The sequence below is a fragment of the uncultured Chloroflexus sp. genome (assembly GCF_938091255.1).
GTDB lineage: Bacteria > Chloroflexota > Chloroflexia > Chloroflexales > Chloroflexaceae > Chloroflexus.
In genome coordinates, this window is the sequence record NZ_CALLJH010000023.1 from 1 (window position 1) to 21307 (window position 21307).

At 59.0% G+C, this 21307-nt stretch carries 17 protein-coding genes and 1 pseudogene; 10 read left to right on the forward strand and 8 right to left on the reverse strand.

Annotation, left to right across the window (positions count from 1 at the left end; translation table 11 throughout):
* The 3 genes and pseudogenes from Q1A00_RS08845 to Q1A00_RS08855 all read left to right on the forward strand — a co-directional run.
* Positions 1-1298 (forward strand): annotated as a pseudogene (locus Q1A00_RS08845) (hypothetical protein); the annotation flags it as partial.
* A gap of 15 nt (positions 1299-1313) precedes the next feature.
* Positions 1314-2588: a DUF11 domain-containing protein gene (locus Q1A00_RS08850; RefSeq protein WP_299756304.1), complete on the forward strand. Its 1275-nt coding sequence runs from the start codon at positions 1314-1316 to the stop codon at positions 2586-2588.
* Positions 2589-2601: 13 nt separating this feature from the next.
* Entirely contained in the window at positions 2602-5247 is a 2646-nt protein-coding gene (locus Q1A00_RS08855; RefSeq protein ID WP_298402676.1) for a C25 family cysteine peptidase, read from the forward strand.
* 10 nt (positions 5248-5257) lie between these two features.
* Here Q1A00_RS08855 and Q1A00_RS08860 read toward each other — a convergent pair whose 3' ends face one another.
* On the reverse strand, positions 5258-6406 hold the full coding sequence (locus Q1A00_RS08860; protein WP_299756307.1) for an N-acetylmuramoyl-L-alanine amidase: 1149 nt from the start codon (positions 6404-6406) through the stop codon (positions 5258-5260).
* A 115-nt stretch (positions 6407-6521) separates the two neighbouring features.
* On the opposite strand from Q1A00_RS08860, the gene Q1A00_RS08865 reads away from it, so the two are divergent.
* A complete protein-coding gene (locus tag Q1A00_RS08865) occupies positions 6522-7325 on the forward strand; it encodes a [LysW]-aminoadipate kinase (protein ID WP_298402673.1) in 804 nt (267 codons plus the stop codon).
* Positions 7326-7645: 320 nt separating this feature from the next.
* On the opposite strand, the gene Q1A00_RS08870 is transcribed toward Q1A00_RS08865, so the two are convergent.
* Complete coding sequence (locus tag Q1A00_RS08870) at positions 7646-9013, reverse strand: LCP family protein (RefSeq protein ID WP_298402671.1); 1368 nt, start codon at positions 9011-9013, stop codon at positions 7646-7648.
* A 266-nt stretch (positions 9014-9279) separates the two neighbouring features.
* Between Q1A00_RS08870 and Q1A00_RS08875 the strand changes: the two genes are divergently transcribed.
* Entirely contained in the window at positions 9280-11658 is a 2379-nt protein-coding gene (locus tag Q1A00_RS08875; RefSeq protein WP_299756311.1) for a prolyl oligopeptidase family serine peptidase, read from the forward strand.
* Positions 11659-11734: 76 nt separating this feature from the next.
* Positions 11735-12142, forward strand: a complete 408-nt coding sequence (gene apaG / locus Q1A00_RS08880; protein WP_298402668.1) for a Co2+/Mg2+ efflux protein ApaG — start codon at positions 11735-11737, stop codon at positions 12140-12142.
* On the opposite strand, the gene Q1A00_RS08885 is transcribed toward apaG, so the two are convergent.
* The 3 genes from Q1A00_RS08885 to Q1A00_RS08895 all read right to left on the reverse strand — a co-directional run bounded on the left by Q1A00_RS08885 (position 12143) and on the right by Q1A00_RS08895 (position 14568).
* A complete protein-coding gene (locus Q1A00_RS08885; protein ID WP_298402666.1) occupies positions 12143-12433 on the reverse strand; it encodes a hypothetical protein in 291 nt (96 codons plus the stop codon).
* A gap of 67 nt (positions 12434-12500) precedes the next feature.
* The gene (locus Q1A00_RS08890) at positions 12501-12737 is read right to left on the reverse strand and encodes a ferredoxin (protein WP_298402664.1); all 237 of its coding nucleotides are present in this window, start codon (positions 12735-12737) and stop codon (positions 12501-12503) included.
* An 82-nt stretch (positions 12738-12819) separates the two neighbouring features.
* Positions 12820-14568 carry an NFACT RNA binding domain-containing protein gene (locus tag Q1A00_RS08895; RefSeq protein WP_298402662.1) on the reverse strand — a complete coding sequence of 583 codons (1749 nt, stop codon included), beginning with the start codon at positions 14566-14568 and terminating at the stop codon, positions 12820-12822.
* A gap of 59 nt (positions 14569-14627) precedes the next feature.
* Here Q1A00_RS08895 and Q1A00_RS08900 point away from each other — a divergent pair, with 59 nt between their 5' ends.
* The 4 genes from Q1A00_RS08900 (at position 14628) to Q1A00_RS08915 (ending at position 18743) form a co-directional block, all read left to right on the forward strand.
* Positions 14628-15257 carry a guanylate kinase gene (locus Q1A00_RS08900; RefSeq protein ID WP_298402661.1) on the forward strand — a complete coding sequence of 210 codons (630 nt, stop codon included), beginning with the start codon at positions 14628-14630 and terminating at the stop codon, positions 15255-15257.
* Between the two features lie 86 nt (positions 15258-15343).
* Positions 15344-15895 (forward strand): GatB/YqeY domain-containing protein, encoded by a 552-nt coding sequence (locus Q1A00_RS08905; protein ID WP_299756316.1) that lies wholly within the window; start codon positions 15344-15346, stop codon positions 15893-15895.
* A 22-nt stretch (positions 15896-15917) separates the two neighbouring features.
* Complete coding sequence (locus Q1A00_RS08910) at positions 15918-18095, forward strand: HDIG domain-containing metalloprotein (protein ID WP_298402657.1); 2178 nt, start codon at positions 15918-15920, stop codon at positions 18093-18095.
* 15 nt (positions 18096-18110) lie between these two features.
* On the forward strand, positions 18111-18743 hold the full coding sequence (locus Q1A00_RS08915; protein WP_298483029.1) for a glucosaminidase domain-containing protein: 633 nt from the start codon (positions 18111-18113) through the stop codon (positions 18741-18743).
* Positions 18744-18762: 19 nt separating this feature from the next.
* On the opposite strand, the gene tsaD is transcribed toward Q1A00_RS08915, so the two are convergent.
* From tsaD to Q1A00_RS08930, 3 genes are all read right to left on the reverse strand, one after another.
* Positions 18763-19821 (reverse strand): tRNA (adenosine(37)-N6)-threonylcarbamoyltransferase complex transferase subunit TsaD, encoded by a 1059-nt coding sequence (gene tsaD / locus Q1A00_RS08920; protein ID WP_298402656.1) that lies wholly within the window; start codon positions 19819-19821, stop codon positions 18763-18765.
* Positions 19822-19947: 126 nt separating this feature from the next.
* Positions 19948-20682, reverse strand: coding sequence for a YggS family pyridoxal phosphate-dependent enzyme (locus Q1A00_RS08925; RefSeq protein WP_298402655.1), 735 nt, complete (start codon positions 20680-20682; stop codon positions 19948-19950).
* Positions 20679-21263, reverse strand: a complete 585-nt coding sequence (locus Q1A00_RS08930; protein ID WP_298402654.1) for a hypothetical protein — start codon at positions 21261-21263, stop codon at positions 20679-20681. The genes Q1A00_RS08925 and Q1A00_RS08930 overlap by 4 nt, the downstream gene beginning before the upstream one ends.
* Positions 21264-21307: the final 44 nt, after the last annotated feature.

The window sequence follows — 21307 nt, forward strand, 5'->3', positions numbered from 1 at the left end:
TGGTGACAGCGAGTGGGCCGGCAACACTGACCAACACGGCGACGCTGAGCTACACCGATAGTGCTAACCAACCATTGCCGTTGGTGATAGCCACCGACACTGATAGCATCCCTGCTCAGCCGCAGATGAGTATGAGTAAAAGTGATGTGGTGACCGTGACGGCACCGGGGGCGACGTTGACCTACACAATAACATTTACTAATACCGGTGTGGGGGCGGCGCACGCTGTGACCATTACCGACACTCTGCCAAGTGGGGTGAGCTACCAGAGCTGCGCATTAGGGACGTTGGCGGGGTCGTGTAATCACAGCAGTGGGACGGTGACTTTTACCCTAACCGACCCGGTTGCTGCCGGAGCGAGCGGGAGTGTGAGCGTGACAGTGCTGGTGACAGCGAGTGGGCCGGCAACACTGACCAACACGGCGACGCTGAGCTACACCGATAGCGCTGACCAGCGCTTGCCAGACGTGACGGCATCTGATACCACTGACATTCCTGACAACGCAGCCGTTCGCCTTACCAAGAGTGCTGTGATCGTCGTTGATGGCAATAACGATGGCTTAGCCGGCGCCGGTGATGTAATCGAGTACACCTTGATCTTGACCAATACTGGCCCGGCGGTAGCCCGGCAGCTCGTGGTGTCTGATACGCCTGACGCCAATACAACCCTCGTGATTGGCAGTGTAACTGCGACGTCGCCGGCTGTCGTGACACAGGGGAATAATGCTGGTGATTCTGCCGTGCAAGTGACGCTCTCGTCGTTGGGTGTGAATGCTAGCCTCACCATCACTTTCCGGGTACAGGTGAACACGCCGCTGCCGAATAATGTTACCGAAATCGTGAATCAGGCGACGGCGCGTGGCGACAATACGCCAATCACGTCGAGCGACGATCCTACCACCACCACGCCTGATGACCCGACCCGCCTGCGCACACCGCCGCCCGAAGCGCCGCCGACGGCGATTGTACTGACCGAGTTTCGGTTAATCCCCCTTGCCGGCGGTTGGGAAATTCGCTGGACGACCGGCACTGAGGTAAATACAAGTGTCTTCATGATCTATCGCTCAACCAGCGGGCGCGATAAGGCAACGTTGTTGGCAGTGATCCCTGCTCGTGGCAATGCCAGCAACGGTGCTAGTTACAGTGTGATCGACCGTAGTGTACTGGCTGGAGTTGATTACACATACTGGTTGGTGGAAATCGAGACTAATGGGGCGCAAAATGAGTACGGCCCGTTACAGTCGCATGGTACGATAAGCCAACAGCACCAGTACTTCATTCCGCTGATCGGGCGATAAGGGAGTAATACAATCATGAGACACCTTGTCTGGCGAATGTTGCCAATCGTGTTAGGAGGGACTTTCTTGCTGATGGCGCTGTTGTCACCGCCGACGGTGATGGTCGATGCTGCACCGCCGTTGAGTATCACTGAAACCAGTACGGCTGAGCCGCCAACTCGTACACCAACGAATACACCTGTGGCTCCGCCAACCAACACGCCGACGGATACGCCGGTGGTGTCGCCGACAAATACGCCAACCAGCCCGCCGGTGGTGCCGCCGACGAATACGCCGACGGATACGCCGGTGGTGCCGCCGACGAATACGCCAACTAGCCCGCCGGTGGTGCCGCCGACGAATACGCCAACTAGCCCGCCGGTGGTGCCGCCGACGGATACGCCAACTCCGGCGCTTCCTCCGGACTCGCCGAGTGCCATAGCAGACCTTGTGCTAGATAAGGTGGTTACTCCTTCTGTCGCGCAGATTGGTGATGAGATTGTGTATACGTTGACGTTACGCAATATCGGCAATGCGCCAGCGGTTGACGTGACGGTTGATGATCCGTTACCGGCCTTCGCGCGCGTACTTGCGGCGAGTGCTTCGGTCGGCACCGCACAGGTTGACGGAAATCGGGTCAGCGTTGCCGTACCGGTGGTGGCGCCGGGGGAGACGATCACGATTACGATCCGCGCTGTTGTAGTTACACTTCCCCTGCCGCCGGATCACCGGAACGTGGCGATGGCGCGCACGAGCAGCAGCGAAATTACGACCGATAACAACACGAGCAGCGCGACGGTGCAACCACCACTGCCCGATCTGACGCTTGCCAAATCGGTGTCACCATCTGTCGCGCAGGTTGGCGATCAGGTGGTTTACACGCTGACCATTGGCAATATTGGCAACGCGCCAGCAACCGATGTCACACTGACCGATACACTGCCGCCGTCATTGCGCCTAATCGGCGTGACGACGACTGCCGGTAATATCAATACTGACGGTAATCAGGTGACGGTCTCTACACCGTCGCTTGCTCCCGGCGAGACGATTGTAGTACAAGTGACGGCGCAGCTTGTTGCACCGCTTAATCCGTCCAATAGTGTCAATACTGCTCTTGTTCGCACGAGTAGCAGCGAGATTACGACCGATAACAACACGAGCAGCGTAATTATTAATTCACCACCGGTTCCGCCACCGTCTATCCTGCCGCAAACTGCGGCCAATCCTGTCCGTCCATTCTTGGCCTTCATTGGGTTGGCATTAGTGGCAATTGGCCTCGGTGCGCTACTGCAACGGCGCTCGTATCATTAGGAATTGGGGTCGAATGCGGCGCTTTCTGCTCTACTTCCTTGTCTTGGCCGCTTTGCTTGCCTCGGCTGCGCCAGTGACGCTGGCGCAGCCGGTTGCTGGCTTGGTGTTGCAACCAGTTGTCGGCGGGGTTGAGGTGCGCTGGCAATTGGCCAGTCCTCGCGAACCGCAGCGGTTTCTGCTCTACCTAGCTGACGGTGCGCCGGCAGTGCCGGTCATCCGCACGTTGCACGATCAGCCGTTGGCCGAACCGTTGCCAACACCGGCGCTGCCGGCGCTGGAAATTGATGGTGAACTCCGCTTGCCGTTGCCGGAGTTTGCGCCTGCTCCGCCTTCGGCTCCGCTCCGCCTGATTGGTGAGGGTTCCCTCCGCGGCGTGCGCTCGGCGATCTACGAGATTTCTCCTCAATATCTGGCCGGTAATGAACCGCGTTTGGCCCTGAGTCTCACGGCCTTGATCACCGGTGCGTCGCTTAAGCCGGTGGCTGGCTCCTCGGTCCAGCTTGCCAGTGTGCCCGCGCCTGATCCGTTGGCTACGCGCGATGCATGGACGATCGATGTCACTACTGAAGGCGTCCAGCAGATCAGCGCCGATGATCTACGCGCGCTTGGTCTTGATCTGAACGTTGTTAAACCCAATCGCTTGCGTCTCCAACGGGCCGGTTTGACCTTTCCATTGGAGGCTGTTACGATTGGCGCAACTGTGACTGCCCTCCGCTTCTACGCGCCTTCCCCCGCTGAGCGCTGGTCGGCCACCGACCGCTATTGGCTGACGGTCGAACCAACCGCTACTACGTTGATGGCGACGCGCGCTGTGCAGCCGCAAGCTGGCGATCAGCCGGCTACGATCCGTGTCGCCGGTGTCTGGCCATCCGATCCACCAACCATCTACGAGTCGACACTGGCCGGTTTCGATGGCGATCGCTTCTTTCATCGCCGGCTTGATGCAGTGGCCGGTTCGCCGGTTAGTACGACGGTGACTTTATCTACTTCCCTACCGCTCGCTGCCAGCGGCCCCATGAGCCTCACGCTCGAATTGGCGACGCTGGTCAAACATAACGGTGACCACCGGTTGCTGCTTACTACGGCGAGCGATTGGAGTACGGTTATCGAGTGGAGTGGAGCGGGGATGTATCGCGCGACTGTCGTTCTGCCTACGCCAACCGCTGCGATGACGCTCACGCTTGACCCGCTTGTCGGCGTTGATCGGGTCTATCTCGATCGAGTGATGTTCGACGCGCCGGCCCAGCCGATCTTTTCCATACAGGGGGCGATCTTTCGCGGTCAAGCCGGTCGTTTCACCTATCCGTTAGCTGGCGCTGCTGCCGACGCAGCCGTCTATGACATTAGTGACCCGCAGCAACCGGTGCGTCTGTCCTTCACCGGTACTGCCTTCGCTGACGACGCACCAGTGCCGCGCCGTTATCTGGTTACCGGAACTGATACGCTTCACACCCCAGCAGTGGTCCGTCATCAGCCGATCAATCTCACGACGCCGCGCCATGCGCGGGCAATCTATATTGCCCCACGTGCGTTTCTCGATGCGCTCCAACCACTGTTGACCCGCCGGCAAGCGCAAGGTTGGTCGCCGGTTGCAATCGCGGTTGAAGATATTTATGCCGGCTGGAGTGGCGGCGAGCCGGATCCTACCGCGATTCGTCAGTTTTTGCGTTATGCGACTGCCACATGGCCATCCCAGCCTCAAGCGGTTATCTTAGTCGGTGATGGCAGTTCCGATCCGCGCAATTATCTGGGGTATGATTGGACGAGCCATATCCCTCCCTACTTGGCGGTGGTCGATCCGTGGTTGGGTGAAACGGCCTGCGAGACCTGTTTTGCTCAGCTCGATGGTGATGACCCCCTTACTGAGAGCCTGTTTCAACCCGATCTGTGGATCGGCCGCTTGCCGGTGAAATCTGAGTCAGAATTGCGCGATGTGGTGGCTAAATTGCTTGCCTACGAGCAGAGTGGCGGTCTTTGGCAGCGCCACGCGGTCTATCTTGCCGATAATCCTGATGCTAGTGGTGATTTTGCTGCCCTGCTCAACGAAGCGATTGCTCTCCAGCCTGCCCAAACCAGTGCGACGCGCATCTATTACGATCCGGCTGGGTCAGTAGGGCGTATTGCTGATGCTGCGACAGCACGTGAGCAGGCGTTTGCTGCCTTTAACCAAGGAGCCGGTTTGCTCGTCTATGCCGGGCATGGCTTGCAGTTTCAGTGGGCGTTTACCCAGATTGGCATAACTGATCCGTTTCTTTTGCACGTTGATACGGCGACTGATCTACGCAACGCGCCGGCGCTGCCGGTGGTGCTGAGTATGACGTGTTTGACCGGTGCGTTTCAGCATCCGTCCTTCCGTGGTACGACAATCGATGAAGCATTGCTGTTGAACCCAGCCGGCGGTGCGATTGCCACGTGGAGTTCGAGCGGCTTCGGTGTTGCTTACGGTCATCGCCAGTTGCTGCTTGGCTTTATCAAGGCGCTTTGGGCGGCTGAACCGTACCCTCCGCTTGGCCACCTTGTGGCTGCCGGCTATGCTAATCTCGCCGCCAGTGGCGAAGCTCCTGAGTCGTTACGGACGTTTCTTGTGCTGGGTGATCCGCTGACGCCGGTCGCTGCCCGCCCGTTGTATCAGGTGAATGTGCCAATCGTACAGCGGTAACGCGCGTGCGTTAGGGATTCGTCGCTGGCGGTTCGGCGGGCGGCGGCGCTGGGTTGTCGTTGGCTGTCGCCGGGCGGGTCTGATCGACCCGCACCCAACCTACGTATCGCGCGTTTCCGGCGCGCACCATTGCTTCATACCACTCGCCTGCCTGATTGAAGACAAAGATGCGGCTATCAGCCGGTACGCGCGCTACCAGCTTTGCTGTATCAGCTGGCCCGGCGCGCACCATCGTCTCAGCGCTGGTGTAGAGGATCGGCCATTCGGGTGGTAGCAATGCTGCGCCATCGTTAGGATCGCGCTGGTTCAAATATTGCAAAATCCCTTCGGCAATCCCGCGCGCTGCCACCTCAGGACGTGCCACGATAATCTCGCGGTCAGCGGCATTGGTCAGAAATCCTGTCTCAATAATGATGGCCGGGGTGGTGCGTGCAATCGCGTGGGTGTGACGACGATAATTAAAGGCGTAGTACCCGCGCATATTGACGGTAATGCCATTGCGATCTTCCGGTAGTCCGGTCACGACGCCATAGGTTGCGGCGACTGCTGCGAGTAATGCACGGCTCGCTGCCGATGCGCGCCACGGCGTAGCGATCTTCCATCCCCGCGCCCCTTCCGCTGAACCATCGGCATGGATTGCCACGAATGCATCAGCATCATACGCCGGCGGTATAGTGGCTGGCAGCAGATCAACTTCCACCCCCGCCACGACCAGTATGTCACGAACACGCACTGCAATTGCTTCGTTCACCTGCGCTTCCGTGATCCCATTCCAGCGCGCGCCGGTTGAGGTGCGCAAGTGCGCCTGTTCGTCAGGCAATTCATGTGAACGTAAGTGCCCGATCTGAATGCCAACCCGCAGCGGTGTGCCGGTCGGGCGCGGTGTGGGGGTTGACGGCGTGCTTGGGGTCGCGGTTGGCGCTGGCGGCGCTGCTTCCGCTACAGTATCACTCACCGGTGGCGGCACGGCTTGCGCCGCCCGCGCCGGTGTCACCGTTGGCACTGGCGGTAGGGTCGGTGAAGGCAGCAGTAACGGGGTTGTCGTAGGCGCGCTAACGACCTCGCGCGCCGCTATTCCTGTCGGCGTTGCTGCCGGTGCGGGCGCACAAGCAGCGAGGATGAAGAAGTGAAGTAGAATAAGGCAAGCTATCAATCGCATAGGCGCATCATACCATTTCTGCGACGATAGTTGTCAGAGAAATTGCTGAGAAATCGGAGAATGCGGCTATCCGCGAGATTCTGTCTTTGCATGCGGCAATAAGGAGGAAGCTGCGATGTTAGTGGTTAAGGTGGGTGGCAGCGCCGGCAACGACTACGACGCACTCTGTGACGATGTGGCTGCGCGCTGGCAAGCTGGCGAGCGGCTGGTACTCGTTCACGGCGGCTCGGATCAGACCAATCGGTTGGCCGAGGCGCTCGGCCATCCACCCCGGTTTGTTACCTCGCCGGGCGGCCATACGAGCCGCTATACCGACCGGCGCACGCTCGAAATCTTTCTGATGGCGACTGCTGGCTTGATCAACAAACAATTGGTTGAGCGGTTGCAAATGCGCGGAGTAATGGCGTTGGGCCTGAGCGGCCTTGATGGCCGTTTGTTGGAGGGCAAACGGAAATCGACCATCAGAGTGATCGAGCAGGGTCGCCAGATGATCTTGCGCGATGATTGGACTGGTACGATCGAGCAGGTCAATGCGCCGCTCTTGCGCATGCTGCTCGACGCCGGCTATTTGCCGGTGGTGGCGCCGATTGCCTGTTCCACAGTTGGCGAAGCGGTCAATGTTGATGGTGATCGTGCTGCCGCCGCCATCGCCGCCGCGCTCGGCGCGCAGACGCTGATCCTGCTCTCGAATGTGCCCGGCTTGCTGCGCAACTTTCCCGATGAGGCGTCGCTGATTACCAACATCCCGCGCACCGAACTCGCAGCCAATATGGACTACGCCGCCGGGCGGATGAAGAAGAAACTGCTCGGCGCGCAAGAGGCATTGGCCGGCGGAGTGCAGCGCGTCATTCTTGCCGATGCCCGTATTCCATCGTGCATTAGCCACGCGCTGGCCGGCGGCGGCACTCATATCGCCTAAACCTTCGGGAATGTGGCAGTTCTACTGCCGCACTGCTGTGTTTAAGAGCAATGCGCCGTAATCCATGCCCTGTTGTTTCAAACCGCACCCTGCTCCCGTGTTGCAAGAGCGGGGTAGTGGGTGCTGCCGACCCTTCGGGAATGCGGCTGTTTAGCTGCTACACTGCTGTGTTTAAGAGCAATGCGCCGTCATCGCTCCCGCGTTGCGTTGGTGCTGCAAACCGCATCCCTCTCCCGCCACGCGGGAGAGGGGCTGGGGTGAGGGTTATCTCGCTATCACTTTTTGTGTCTTTTAGTGGCTCTTAATCTCAGCCGCTACCTCTACTTCCCGTTCACAAAATCCCGCACCAGCGCCGCAATCGCACCGGGACGAGGCGTTAATGCGTATGGATCGCCTTCAATCAATCCTTCGTACACGTCGTCCGGCCCTAGTGCGAATCGCTCGATTGCGCCTAAGTCAACCTCGCGCAACGACCATGCCAACCCTAACAGCTCATCGGCGCTCAGATCGGTGCGGATGTGCGGGCGCAGCGCAGTGGTCACGTGCGCGGCCAGCTCAACCTGCCTTACCGGATCGTGTTCGCGAATTCGACGGGCAATCGCCAACGCAATCATCTGCTGGCGTTCTTCACGAGCATAGGCACTGTCGGCGTGGCGAGTACGGCTCAAGATCAACGCCTGTGCGCCATCGATCCATTGTTTCCCCGCCGGGAAGTAGACCGTTGTAATCCCGTAATCCATCGTCGGGTAGGCCGGATCGTAGATCGCCTGCTCAAGCTCAACCTCAATCCCACCGATGGCGTCAACTGCCGCGGTAAAGCCGGTAAAATCAACCCACACGATATGATCAATCGGTAGTCCGAGCAGATTCGTTACTGTCCGCCGGGCGAGTTCAGCCCCGCCAATGGCTGGGTTCATTTCACCATAGACCGTCGCGCTGTTAATTCGCCCATACCCGTATCCCGGAATGTCAACCATCAGATCACGCGGTAACGAAAGCAGTGCTACCCGTCGCTGCGATGGCTCGATCCGCACTAGCATCACGGCGTCAGATCGCGTGGCCCAACTCTCACCGGGTCGTCGGTCGCTGCCCAGCAACAGAATGTGAATCGCATCGTCCTCCGGCAGACGAACGCCAACGGTTGGCATCAGCGTCGGCACCGGCACGCGGCCATCAATTGCCGGCAAACGGATTGGCGTTATCGATGCGGCAACGGCTATCTCCAACGCTGCTGGCGTTGGTGAGGCGTCCACAGCGATCGCTTCGCTGGTTGTCGTGGGTTGATCTAGCGATAGTAAGGGTGAGGGAATGGGGGTTGGCAGCGGTGTTGCGATGGCCATCATTGCTGGCGTTACCGTGATAGCTGGCGAGGGCAATTGCATTGCAGTCATGTTCTGGCTAATTGTGATTCCTGCTAATACTACTCTGCCAGTTTGAAAGCCAAGCCAGCCGGCGAGCAAGGCGAGCAGGAGAAAGAGGAGATAGTGGATCGACCAGTTGCGCGTTGGAGGACGTTCTGGTAGCGGCGTCGCGAGCAATGCTGCTAATAGTGCCTGATCGCTTCCTTCGGCCAGCGCGCGGCAAGTGGCGCACTGGGCTAGATGATCGTGCAGAAGCGCTTGGGTTGTTGACCCCGAACCGGGCCGGATGCCGGCGGCAAGCAGCGCGCGCGCTTCACTACAGTTCATACGAGTGCCATTCGATCACCGGTCATAATAGATTGCGGCATGAGTTGCAACCCCGACTCAGAAGTGCGGCAATTGTCTTGTCGCATCCTATCGCAAGCGGGTTGCTATACGAACGTTCAGCAATCCTGCACCAGTGACCACAACCGCGAGCAAAGTGACTATTACAGCAAGAATATAGTACTTTGTAGTATACCATTTTGGCTTTCCATCTGCTATGATACAAAACGTAGCGTCTTCACCTTTTTGCAATGGTAAGGAGCACGTGTATGCGACGGTCGCGCTGGCTCTGGTGGATCGGTGTTTTGGTCGCTCTAGTTGGTCTCGTTGCACCTGTGACTGCGGCGCCTATTCGTAACAACATTGTCAATGTTAATCAGTTCGGTGATGAGAAAGACCTGCCGCCCAATTTGCTCAGCGATGATGAGATTGCGAAGATCGATCGCTTACAAAACGACGTCTCATATCCAGTTCCACGCAGCGATATCAGTCCTGACGATGCCGCTGTGTTGATCAGTTCGAACGAAGGGTTCGCGTTCCTTGATATTACCACCGGCGACACCGTGCCGATTGCCGCTGAGGCATTCGATTTCTTCGTCCCACTTCCCTTCTTTGGGGTTGGTAGCTTCAGTTGGCAAGATGAGAGCACGCTTGGTGTGCTGGCGGTTAACTTTTTCGCCACAGGCCTTGAAGATGCGTTTGTGGCTCTGTTCATCAACCGATTTAGCGGTGAAGTTAATGCCTTTCAAGTCGGTCTGCCTGATGAGAACCTTGGCATTGTCTCGATTGCGCCCAATCTTACCAATTGGCTCATCGTGCGCGAGCCGCCTACAGCCGAGGAATCGTCGTCGGCAGAATTCAAGCCGTTCACCAAACGCTACACAATAGGTTTACCGATCCCGTTCGCCACTCGCGAGCATCAGTTCACGCTGCCGGCTCGTCTCCAGCGCCGGGTCGATCAGTTTCGCCAGCGCCGGCCTGATCTGCTGAATCGCTTTCTCTTCCAGCAACAGAACGATGGTACTGCAATTGAAGCGACGCGCGAGCCGTATAACCTCTTTCTCTACGACGCTACAACCGGTGAAGAACGCTACGTGACGAGCATTCCTTACGCCTCGGCTTTGCTGAATGCGACGTGGACGAGCGATTCGGCCTTTGCCGCCGTGTCGTTTTTCGGTGTGCCTGATGCCGAAGGACGCAGCTCCTATGTCGGTGCTCTTTTCTCCGAAGAGATTTATCGCGACTCAACCGGCAATCTGCCGCCGCACCAAAATCCGATTATCCAGAATAACAATACGTATGTGATCGACTTCGCTAGCGGCCAGACACAGGTGATTCGGCCTGACGCTACAGTCGGTGCGCCGATCCTCGAAGCGCACGACTGGGCACCCGGTGGGCAATCATTGCTGATCAAAGCTCACCATCCAGCGTACCTCAAGGGACGTACCCATCCAGTCTATCTCCCGCGCTTCTCTTCGCGCACCAGCTTCCGGTTCTACGACCGCGATAATAGTGGCCAGTTCCGCCTCAGCAAAACCTTTGAGCATCCAATGCTCTCAGGTGGTGATGTTGTTTATCGCAGTATTGCCGATTTTGTTAGCCCCGATGAGCTTATCGTGCGTGGCGTTGTTGGAAGTAACCGCCATCCCTATTACTACAACCGCGTCTCAGGCGAGTTGCGCAATCTCGCTGACCGCGCTGGCTCGTACTTTAACGTGGTTGCGACCAGCAGCAGCACCCGCCAAATCGTCTTTACCTACACCTCGTATACCGATCCGCCTGACATCTACCGCCTGCGCTGGGACGGCACTGCGCTGGCGCGGCTCACATGGCAAAACGAAGAATTGCGGGTTGAGGCCAACCTGCGTCAAGACCCGGTGACGTTTACGCTCCGTAATGGGCAAGTTCGGGTTGGTACGCTCATCCAAGCGGCTGATGCTCCCTTCCCACCCAAGAATGTGCGTATGATCGTTTGGCAGGAAGGTGGGCCGAACGTGCCGATGATCAATCAGTGGATGACCAACGTCGAGAACCCGTATGCCTTGTTGCCTTCGTTCGGCTTTGCGCTGCTCATTACACCCGTTGCCGGACGCCATGGCTATACACCAGCGGTCTACAATTCGCTGGTTGATAGTGCGAATTTCGGTCAGATCGACATTGACGAGCAGGCCGAGATCGTCCAACAGGCGATAAGCCGAGGCTGGACATCTAAAGGCAAGGTGGGCATTACCGGCTGTTCGTATGGCGGCTACTTCACGTTGCAGAGTGTTGTGCGCCATCCAGACCTTTATGCCGCTGCGAATCCGCAGTGTGCATTTATTGATGTGATCAGCGAATGGAAGCTCGGCTCGGTCATTCTGCCTCCGTATCTCGAAGGGTTGCCGCCGTTCAAAGCGCTCAACGAGTATGTGAAAGACTCACCGAGCTACGGCGCCGATAAGGTCAAAGCTGCGGTGTTGACCTTCCATGGCACCGAAGATTTCTTGCCGATCGTGCAGAATGAGAACTTACATCTGCAACTAGTCAATCGCGGTGTTCCGGCGCGCATGGTACGCTTTATTTTTGAGGGGCACGGTCTAGGGTTGCAGGAAAACCAGCTTTATGCCGCTCAAGAGCAGATTAGCTGGTTCCGTACTCATTTGAAGTAGGTAAGGCCGTATCTATGATAGAGGAACGGGTTTCAATCCCGTTCCTCTGCTGCCATACTATCATTGCAGTTTGCTTATGCGACGACCCTTTTACTACCGTCTCAGTGAAGGCATGCGCATTAGCGTGCGCCCGCACTATCTGCCGGGCCATTCGTTTCCGCCGCTGCAACGCTTTGTCTTCGCCTACGATGTGCGGATCGAGAATATCAGTCGCCGCGCCGCTCAGTTGATGAGCCGGCGTTGGACGATTTACGATTCGATTGGTGAGGAACTGGAGGTGGTGGGGGATGGCGTGGTTGGCTTGCAACCACTACTCAACTCCGGCGAGGTGCATGAATACCAGAGCTTTTGTGTTCTCAAGTCGCCGCGCGGCTGGATGGAAGGAGAGTACTATTTTCGCACGATGGACAATGCCTATTTCACGGCGATCATCCCGCGCTTCGATTTGGTTGCCGACCCCGAATGGATCAATGACGAAGAGTGATTATCGCTGCTGCATCCGCTCTCGTTCCCGGCGGTAAGTGCGGACGAAGACGATTACCAGTAGCGGCAATAGCCACGCCCAATCTGGCCGTTCTTCGCGTAGCAGCCGCCAGATAGCCCGCATTTGGATCAAAAACGGAAAGCGGGCGAGTTGCACCTCAGCGATGGCTTGCAATTGACGCTGCCACGCCGGTGTGGTTGCCGTCGTCGGTGGTTGATTCGCCCTCAAGCGTGGGAGCGGTAGCCGCAGCGCGTCGAGTAGGCTGGCGCCAGTAACGGATGGTTTGTTCATTGGTGTGTATGTTTACGAGCGGTAGCGAAGGGGCCGAGCACCGATCGGCCCCTTCGCCCTCCCTTGCTTACGCGCCGAAGAACTTGCGGTTCTTCTCGATATAGCTCTTCCACTGCTCGGGCACCGAGTCGTCGGCGAAAATCGCTTCGACCGGGCACTCCGGCTCGCATGCGCCGCAGTCGATACACTCATCCGGGTTGATGTAGTACTGATCTTCGCCCTCGTAGATGCAATCGACCGGGCAGACGGCGACGCACGAGGCATCCTTCGTTCCAATACACGGCTCTGTGATAACGTATGGCACAGACAGCTCCTTCCTATCGGCACTGCGGTTTCCCGCGCGGTGGTTGTTTGAGTTCAGACTACTACAGACCATGAGCCGCTGTCTACCACTTTTGTACCACTTCGCCGCAAGGTTGTGGCTTCACTCGCAATGTCCGTTCAGGGTGGTAGCTGACCAACCCGGTTGGCCCGCCGGGAATTTTGCGCACGGCCCGGCGCCGGCAGAGGTCAACCTCAACCGCTGCATCGTCGCGCGCTTGGCTGTAATAGGCCGCTAGGGCCGCAGCCTCGGCAATCGTCCGTTCGGGAGGATGTTCGGCCCGGATGATCACGTGTGCGCCGTGGATGTTGCGCGCGTGCAACCAGAGATCGGTAGGGCGGGCGATGCGAAAGGTCACTTCTTCGTTCTGGCGGGCAGTGCGCCCGATGTAGATCGGCAAGCCATCGCTCGAACGCACCTGCAACGGGCGTGATCGCGGCGAGCGACGCCGGGTGGGTGACGGGCGCAGGTAGCCGGCCTCTTCTGCTTCGGCGGCGATCAAGTCGATTTGGGTGGCGTCATCGGCGACTGCCAATAGCGCCAATAATTGATCTAATCCGGCTAACCGCGCTTCGGTCTCGGCTAATCGTGCGGGCAAGATGGCACAGGCACTTTTGGCTTTGTCATACGCCTTGAACCGCTCTTGCGCCTGTTCGACCGGCGGACGGTTGGGATCGAGCGCAATTCGCTCCCCTTCCACCACCAGCTCGGTTGCGCCTCGTGGCAATTGATGTAGAAAGGCGAAGATCATCTCGCCTTCCCAGCGCAGCCGATCCAGCTCGTTGGCGCGGGCAAGTTCAGCCACAATCTGTTCGCGTTGCCGCTCCAGTTGCTCGCGGCTGGCTTGCAAGCGTGCCGCGAGGTCGGCCCGGCGCTGGTCGCGCCCCAACGGTTGCTGGTGGGTGGCGTAAAATGCCTCTAGCGCCGCGTTCATGCTCGGCATCGCCACGGCACCGGGCAGGTGTAATGGCCGGTATGGCGCGTAGGCGATCGGCCCGTTCGCATCGCTCACCAGATGCGGGGCCGGCGGCTCGGCCACGATTTCACGCAGCCGGGCCGCGATGGTGTAGGCCGGTAAGCCTTGCCCGGTCGCCGGTACTGCGCCGCAAGCCCGCGCCAACACTTCGCGCGCAGCCTGTGGCGAGATGCCGCGGTAAGCGTTCACCAATGCCTTGACCGGATCACCCGGCCCTAGTATTACTTCGATCTCGGCGGCAGTAGCCCGCAATGGATCACGCTTGGCTGGCGTTGGCGGCAATTCATACACCCGTCGCGGCATGATTACCCGGCTGCTCATGCGCGGCGTCACCCGCTTGATCGCATCGAGAATCAAGTTGTTATCATCAACCAAGATGATGTTGCTGCGCCGATCTTGCGGTTCGACGATCAGATCGCAGCGCAACAATGCCGCCTCATCCGCCGTCTCATCATCATCTAGCTCGTCATCGGCTAGTTCATCGGCGCTCACCGGTGGTTTGCGCGACTCCGCCGCTTTCGTTATACTGAACAAAACGATCCGCTCGGATGGCGGTTGCTCAATGCCTACAATGCGACCGCCGAGCAGATATTTACGCATTAAGAGCAGAAAGGGCGGTTCGCCGTCAACGCCCCGGCTGAGGCGCTGGCTTACCAGATGAATCCGTGCTGCTTGTGCCTCGGCCGACGCCAACAGATAACGGCGCTGGCCATGGGCGTAGACCTCTAGGCCGATGACGAGCGGCCTAACCAAGACCACGCGCTGGATCCGCCCAAAGAGGAGCGTTGCACGCAGTTCTTCGACGACAGCCGTTAACGTTAGAGCATCAAAATACATCGTTGCACCATACGGTGTCAGCCCTATCGCCGGCAGGATACCACAAGACGAGCGTAGGCATGGAACAGGTTCTTAATCCAGTGTTGCAAGGTAAGCCGCCGCAACCGCTACTCGTAGTGATCTCAGGCCCGTCTGGCGTCGGTAAAGACTCGGTGCTGATGCGGATGCGCGAGTTGGGATTCCCCTTCCATTTTGTCGTGACTGCGAACAGCCGGCCACAACGGCCCGGTGAGATCGACGGCGTTGATTACCATTTTGTTTCCACCGAGCGCTTTCGTGAGATGATCGATAACGACGAGCTGCTCGAATGGGCTGAAGTATACGGCCAGTATAAGGGCATTCCTAAATTCGAGATCCGGCAGGCAATGGCCAGCGGGCGCGATGTTATTTTACGGATCAATGTCGATGGCGCAGCGACGATCAAGCGGCTCGCGCCTGAAGCGGTGTTTATCTTCCTTGCGCCGGCTTCGCTCGATGAGCTGCGCCACCGGCTGATGCTGCGCCGCACCGAATCACCCGCCGAGGTTGAGCGCCGGTTGGCGATGGTGGCCGACGAGTTGGCCCAGTTGCCCAACTTTGATTACGTGGTGATCAACCATGCCGACCGGCTTGATGAAGCGGTTGGCCAGATTCGGGCCATTATCAGCGCTGAAAAAGCTCGCGTCTATCCGCGCCGGGTAACCTTGTAACCCTGTAGGGCTACAGCAGGGCTATGGCTGTAGTTGGACCATGGTGACGCTGTAGCCCGTACACTAATCATGGGGGAGAAGAACGTATGACCATCCAAGAACGTCTTGCCAACGATCTGAAAGCAGCAATGCGCGCCGGTGACAAAGTGCGCGTGAATGCGATTCGTGCCGCTCGTGCTGCACTGCAAGCGGCCCAACTCGAGGCCGCAAAGCAGCGATTTGACGCGGCCGTTGCGGCGATCGAGGCTGAGCACGCCGGCGATCCGGCGGCGATTGAGGCGGCCAAAGCCACCATTTCGGTTGATAGCCACGCTGCGCTTAGCGAGTCAGAGCAAGAGGCTGTCATTGCCCGTGAAATTAAGCGTCGGCGTGATGCTGCGGATATTTATTATAAGGCTGGCCGAACCGATTTGGCGGCAGCCGAAGAGGCTGAAATCGCAGTGTTGAGCGAATATTTGCCTAAGATGCTTAGCCCTGAAGAAGTACGTCCGCTGGTGGCTGCCGTGATCGCCGAACTTGGCGTGAGTGGCCCTGCTGCCATGGGTAAAGTGATGCCGGTCTTGCTTGAACGGTTTAAGGGGAAAGCGGACAATCGCACCCTGAGTCAGGTCGCGCGTGACCTGTTGAGCGCGTCGTAACTTCTCGCATCCAGAGACGCCTATGAAGGCCCTTTCGCGCCACCGGCTCTCCCGTTGGCTAGTCCAACCGCAAATGTTGGCGCTGTCGCGCGCACAGGCGCGGTTGGTGCTGGCGGTGCTCTTACTCTGGGCTGGGATCTGGGCTGTGCTCACCTTTCGTCTCCCCAGCGCCAGTGGGTTGCAGGTCGGCCAGCCTAGCCCGCTCAGTATTACTGCACCCACCGAGGTGATCTATACCAGCGAGGTGCTGACAGCCGAACGGCGCAAACAGGCGGCTAATAACCCTGATAATCTGGTCTATTTCAACGATCCGCAGATCCCGATCGAACAGCGCCGCAATCTGTTTAGCCTTCTCGAATTGATCGGGCGGGTGCGCAGCGATCCGACCCTCGATGAAGCGGGCCGGTTGCGCGCGCTGCGCGAATTGCCCAGCGCCGATGTGCAGTTGTCTGCCGAACAGGCGCGGTTGATACTCTCACTCGATGATGAAGCGTGGTCGCTGTTGCGCACCACGATCTTGAGTTTGTACGATCGCGCTATTGAACGGTATGATTATGCGGTTGACGAGCGGGCGCTTAACCAACTGCGCGATCGGTGGTTGAGTTTTTGGCTGGCGACAACCACCCTTGATCCTGCCCAACGCGAGTTGGCCCAAACGATCATCGCTGCCTTTTTACGGGTGAACCGTACCCTTGATACGGTTGCGACCGAAGAACGGCGGGCGAATGCGGCGGCGCAGGTGGCGCCGGTTGAGGTGAAGGTGTTGGCCGGCGAGATGATCATTCGCGCTGGTGAGATTGTCACCCCGGCCCATGTTGAGAAGCTGCAGGCTACCGGCGCAATGCCGCGCCCGCTCGGCTGGCCGGAATTGCTTGGCTTCGGGTTGCTGGCTGCCCTGCTTAGCGCCGGTCTGTTTGGCTATTTGCGCGTCTTTCAGCCCAACCTCACCGAACAAGCTCGGTCTCTCTTTGTCTTGGTGGGCACCATTTTGGTCACGTTGATCCTCGCCCGTATTGGGTTGCTGATCTACGATGCGCGCCCAGTCTTTTTCCCGCTGGCGATGCTGGCTGTGGTGGTAACGGTGGTCTTCACCGGCCAGATCGGTTTTGCCGCCAGTTTGCTGGCCGCGATTGTGATTAGCGTGATGGAAGGGAATGATCTGACGCTGGCCGTGACCCTGTTTGCGAGTTCTACTAGCGCGATCTTGCTGGTGCGCTCCGCTGAACGGTTGCGTTCGTTTTTGATCGCCGGTCTGGGGGTAACGGCTACCGTTGTGGCGCTGGAAATCACCTTCTGGCTCAGCCAACAGGCGATCTTTACCCTCTCTGGCTTTAGCGACTGGATGCTTACCACGGTTCTTAGCGCAATTGCCAATGGCGGTCTGACGACGATTCTCTCATTTGGTCTGTTTAACATGATTGGCCGGCTGGCCGGGCAGGTGACGGCGTTGCAGTTGATGGAGCTGGCCCATCCGTCGCGCCCGCTGTTGCGCAAGTTGATCCGCGAAGCACCGGGGACGTATTACCATAGCGTGGCGGTTGGGAATCTGGCCGAGGCCGCTGCCGAGGCGATCGGCGCCGATGCGCTCTTGTTGCGGGTGGCCGCTTATTATCACGATATTGGCAAGACGATTCGCCCCGCTTTCTTTACCGATAACCAGATGGGGCGCGAGAATGTGCATGACGATCTCGATCCTTATATCAGTGCGCAGATAATCATCGACCACGTGCGCGAGGGGATCAAGATGGCCCGCGCTGCCGGTTTGCCCGAGCAGATCGTCGATTTTATCGCAACCCATCATGGCACCGGCTTAGTGCGCCATTTCTATCAGCAGGCCCTCCAACGCTACGACAATATCGATGAACGCGATTTTCGCTACCCCGGCCCCCGGCCCTATACCCGCGAGCAGGCGATCTTGATGCTGGCCGACTCGGTTGAGGCAACCGTTCGTTCGAAAGCGCAACACGGCAAATTGATCGCGAAACGCAACGGCGAGCCGGGTGAACGATCAGCGAATGGCGCTGTTACTCTCGATGAGTTGGTGCAGTCAATCATTGATGCCCGCGTGCGCGAAGGCGAACTCAGCGATGCGCCGTTGACTATGCGTGAGTTGGGCCAAATTAAGACGGTATTTGTCAACACGTTACAATCTATCTATCACCCACGGGTTGACTATGCGCCGCCAATCGTTCGCGTCTGAAGGAGCATTGCCGTGATGTATACCGCCGATAGCCCCATCCTTGGGCCGCAGACCGCCGCGATGGATCAGATGAGTCGCTATATTCTCAGCCGCCCGCACGGCGAGTATACCGAGAAGGATATTGCCGATGTCATCATTCCGGCGTATGTGCGCATCTGTTTGCCGGTGGGGGTTGACCCGGTACTGGCAGTGGCGCAGATGATCCACGAAACCGGCAATTTGACCAGTTTCTGGAGCCAGCGCCCCCGGCGGAATCCCGCCGGAATCGGGGTGACCGGCCAGTGGCAGACGCACCAGCCGGCGAATCCGAGCGGCTGGGCCTACAATCCCCAACGCCAACGTTGGGAGGCGGGGGTGAGTTTTGCGACGTGGGCTGATGATGCGATCCCGGCCCAAATTGGGCGGTTGCTGGCATACGCGCTGCGCGAAGGAAGCGAAACGCCGCCTCAGCGCGAACTGATCGCCAAGGCGTTGAGCTATCGGCCCTTCCCGCGTGCTTTTCGTGGCAGCGCCCAGACGATCAAGCAACTAGGCCGCGTCCACAACCCGCTAGGGGCGCAGGGGGCTGGTTGGGCCAGCCCCGGCTATAATTACGGCGAGGCGATTGCCCGGATTGCAAATCAAATGTTGGCGGTGCCGTTGGCGTAGGGCATCACGCCGCGATGCTTTACGCTAACGGCAAATTCGCCGTCACATCTACATCCCAACCGTGTTGTACCCCGGTGTGGAAGCGGTAAAACGCCGCTGCCGCTACCATCGCCGCGTTATCGGTGCAAAGATCGAGCGCCGGGAGATGCACCGGCACATGCGCACGTCGGATCAGCTCTTCGCGCAAGCGCCGGTTGGCCGCCACCCCGCCGGCCAGCAGTATCGCCTGCGCGCCGTGCCGGCGGGCCGCGTCAACCGTTTTGCTGACCAATACATCCACTACCGACTCTTGGAAGGCGTAGGCCATCTGAGCCACAAATGGCGCATCGAGTTGCGCCGGCTCGTTGCCGCCTTTACGCCCACTGAGTCGCGCCGCTTGCGCTAGCCGGTCTTGCACCCGGTGCAAGACCGCCGTCTTGAGACCGCTAAACGAGAAGTCGTAGCTGTCGCGCAGCCATGCCCGTGGCAATACCCCGCCGGAAGTCGCCTGCGCTGCCGCAGCCTGTATCGCCGGCCCACCCGGATAGCCCAGCCCCAAAATGCGCGCAACTTTGTCGAACGCTTCGCCGGCGGCGTCATCACGAGTCTGCCCTAGCAATACATACTGGCCGTGGTCGCGAATGAGCGCCAGTAGCGTATGGCCGCCGCTGACCAGCAGGGCTACCAGCGGGAACGGCGGCGGCGGATCGCTGCCCAGCCAGCCTGCGTACAGATGCGCTTCAAGATGATTGACCGCCACAAACGGCAACCCACGCTGCCATGCCATCGCCTTAGCCGCATTCAGACCTGTCAGCAATGCGCCGCTAAGGCCGGGACCTTGGGTGGCCGCTACCGCATGCACGTCGTTCCACCCGTTTGGCAGGGCCGCGAGCGCCGCTCGCACCACCGGTGCCAAGCTGAGAATGTGCTGGCGCGAAGCGATTTCGGGTACCACACCGCCATACCGTTCGTGCGTCGCCATTTGTGACGCGACAATATTGCTGACCACCGTGCGCCCACCGCGCACCACCGCGGCGGCTGTCTCGTCGCACGATGTTTCAAGCGCCAAAATGGTAAAGTCGTCTGGAAGTTGGTTCATACCAAGAACTCTTAAGTTGTCATAATACACGTCATTGCTGGCCAAGGTCATAACGAGGGTGGGTTCGGGCAAGGCTGTGGATTGACTAGTCCGCGGCCATTGCCGCCGAGAGCGGAGGTGCAAACCTCATCCCGCCTGCCGCTCGCCAAAGATCGCGCGCCCGATCCGTACCATTGTCGCCCCTTCAGCGATCGCTGCCGCCAAATCATCGCTCATCCCCATCGACAACTCGCGCCAATTGGCCTGCGGGTAGCGGCGAGCCAAATCATCGCGCAGTTCGCGCAACGCGGCAAAGACAGGTCGCGCTTCATCAGGGTGGGCCACAATCGGCGCGATCGTCATCAGGCCGCGCACCTCAAGTGCTGGCAGCGACAAGATCGTTTCAATATCGCGCAGCAATACGCTATAGGCGTCGCTATTCTTCAGGCCGCCCGGCACCCAGAACCCTTCTTTACTCGCTTCGCCGCTGACATTGATCTGCAACAGAATCGGCAACTGCCGGTCACGCTCGCGGGCATGCCGGTCGAGCGTTTCGGCGAGCCGCAGACTGTCAACTGAATGGATGAGATCGAACAGTTCGACGGCCAGCTTGGCTTTATTGCGTTGTAGGTGGCCGATCAAATGCCAGCGTGGCCGTGGGCGCAGAGTGTGCAACGCGCTGATCTTTTGGTGTGCTTCTTGCACCCGATTTTCACCCAAATCGGTTACGCCGGCGGCTACCGCTGCCGCCACCACCTCTGGCGGATGGGTCTTGCTGACCGCAATTAGTTGCACGTCTGCCGCGCTGCGTCCAGCCGCCGCTGCCGCAGCGGCAATCTGCGCCTGTACCGCAGCCAGTCGTTGGCTCAACTCGGTATTCATGGTCGCGCTCCTCGCACATCGATCAGCAAGCGTTGCTCGATCGGCGGGTCGGGCGGCAAATGGGTGATCAACAGCAGACCGCGCCCTTCCGGCAAGGGCACGCTCAATTCCAGCGGCGTCGAACCGCCCGGCGGCAAGTTGGCCATCGTCGAGCTAGGTGAGCGATAGCTCTCGCCAGTGCTGTCGCGCAGCTCAAACGCCCTAATCGGCACCAGCAGATCGGCATTGGTCAGATTCGTCACTGTCCCCTTAATCCGCACCCCATCGGCGGTCGGTTCGATCACGTCAATCGCTACCCGCACCCGCTGGCTGCTCGCGACCGGATCGATCGGCTGGCTGCGATTGCCGGTCGCGATCTGTTGCCAAATGGCACGGGCCGCTGCTTGCGCTTCCGGCGCCAGATTCTGCATCTCGAGCTGCGGGAGCGCGGGCAAAGGTAGTGCCGGCGTCGGTTGGCGGGCGAATTGCTCGATCAAGGCCGCTGATCGCGATTGCTGCATAAAGATGCTAATCCCGATCAGAAAGATTGCGCCCAAGAGGCCAATTGCCCAAAACGGAATGGGCGGTGAATCGTCGTACATCGCCGCCGTCTCTTTACGTTGGTTGCTCCCGGTTGGAGCCGCCC

Bases quoted from the DNA above. Each gene is read 5' to 3' on its own strand.
- Q1A00_RS08850 (WP_299756304.1), top strand. From the start codon at position 1,314: ATGAGACACCTTGTCTGGCGAATGTTGCCAATCGTGTTAGGAGGGACT.
- Q1A00_RS08855 (WP_298402676.1), top strand. From the start codon at position 2,602: ATGCGGCGCTTTCTGCTCTACTTCCTTGTCTTGGCCGCTTTGCTTGCC.
- Q1A00_RS08860 (WP_299756307.1), bottom strand. From the start codon at position 6,406: ATGCGATTGATAGCTTGCCTTATTCTACTTCACTTCTTCATCCTCGCT.
- Q1A00_RS08865 (WP_298402673.1), top strand. From the start codon at position 6,522: ATGTTAGTGGTTAAGGTGGGTGGCAGCGCCGGCAACGACTACGACGCA.
- Q1A00_RS08870 (WP_298402671.1), bottom strand. From the start codon at position 9,013: ATGAACTGTAGTGAAGCGCGCGCGCTGCTTGCCGCCGGCATCCGGCCC.
- Q1A00_RS08875 (WP_299756311.1), top strand. From the start codon at position 9,280: ATGCGACGGTCGCGCTGGCTCTGGTGGATCGGTGTTTTGGTCGCTCTA.
- apaG (WP_298402668.1), top strand. From the start codon at position 11,735: ATGCGACGACCCTTTTACTACCGTCTCAGTGAAGGCATGCGCATTAGC.
- Q1A00_RS08885 (WP_298402666.1), bottom strand. From the start codon at position 12,433: ATGAACAAACCATCCGTTACTGGCGCCAGCCTACTCGACGCGCTGCGG.
- Q1A00_RS08895 (WP_298402662.1), bottom strand. From the start codon at position 14,568: ATGTATTTTGATGCTCTAACGTTAACGGCTGTCGTCGAAGAACTGCGT.
- Q1A00_RS08900 (WP_298402661.1), top strand. From the start codon at position 14,628: ATGGAACAGGTTCTTAATCCAGTGTTGCAAGGTAAGCCGCCGCAACCG.
- Q1A00_RS08905 (WP_299756316.1), top strand. From the start codon at position 15,344: ATGACCATCCAAGAACGTCTTGCCAACGATCTGAAAGCAGCAATGCGC.
- Q1A00_RS08910 (WP_298402657.1), top strand. From the start codon at position 15,918: ATGAAGGCCCTTTCGCGCCACCGGCTCTCCCGTTGGCTAGTCCAACCG.
- Q1A00_RS08915 (WP_298483029.1), top strand. From the start codon at position 18,111: ATGTATACCGCCGATAGCCCCATCCTTGGGCCGCAGACCGCCGCGATG.
- tsaD (WP_298402656.1), bottom strand. From the start codon at position 19,821: ATGAACCAACTTCCAGACGACTTTACCATTTTGGCGCTTGAAACATCG.
- Q1A00_RS08925 (WP_298402655.1), bottom strand. From the start codon at position 20,682: ATGAATACCGAGTTGAGCCAACGACTGGCTGCGGTACAGGCGCAGATT.
- Q1A00_RS08930 (WP_298402654.1), bottom strand. From the start codon at position 21,263: ATGTACGACGATTCACCGCCCATTCCGTTTTGGGCAATTGGCCTCTTG.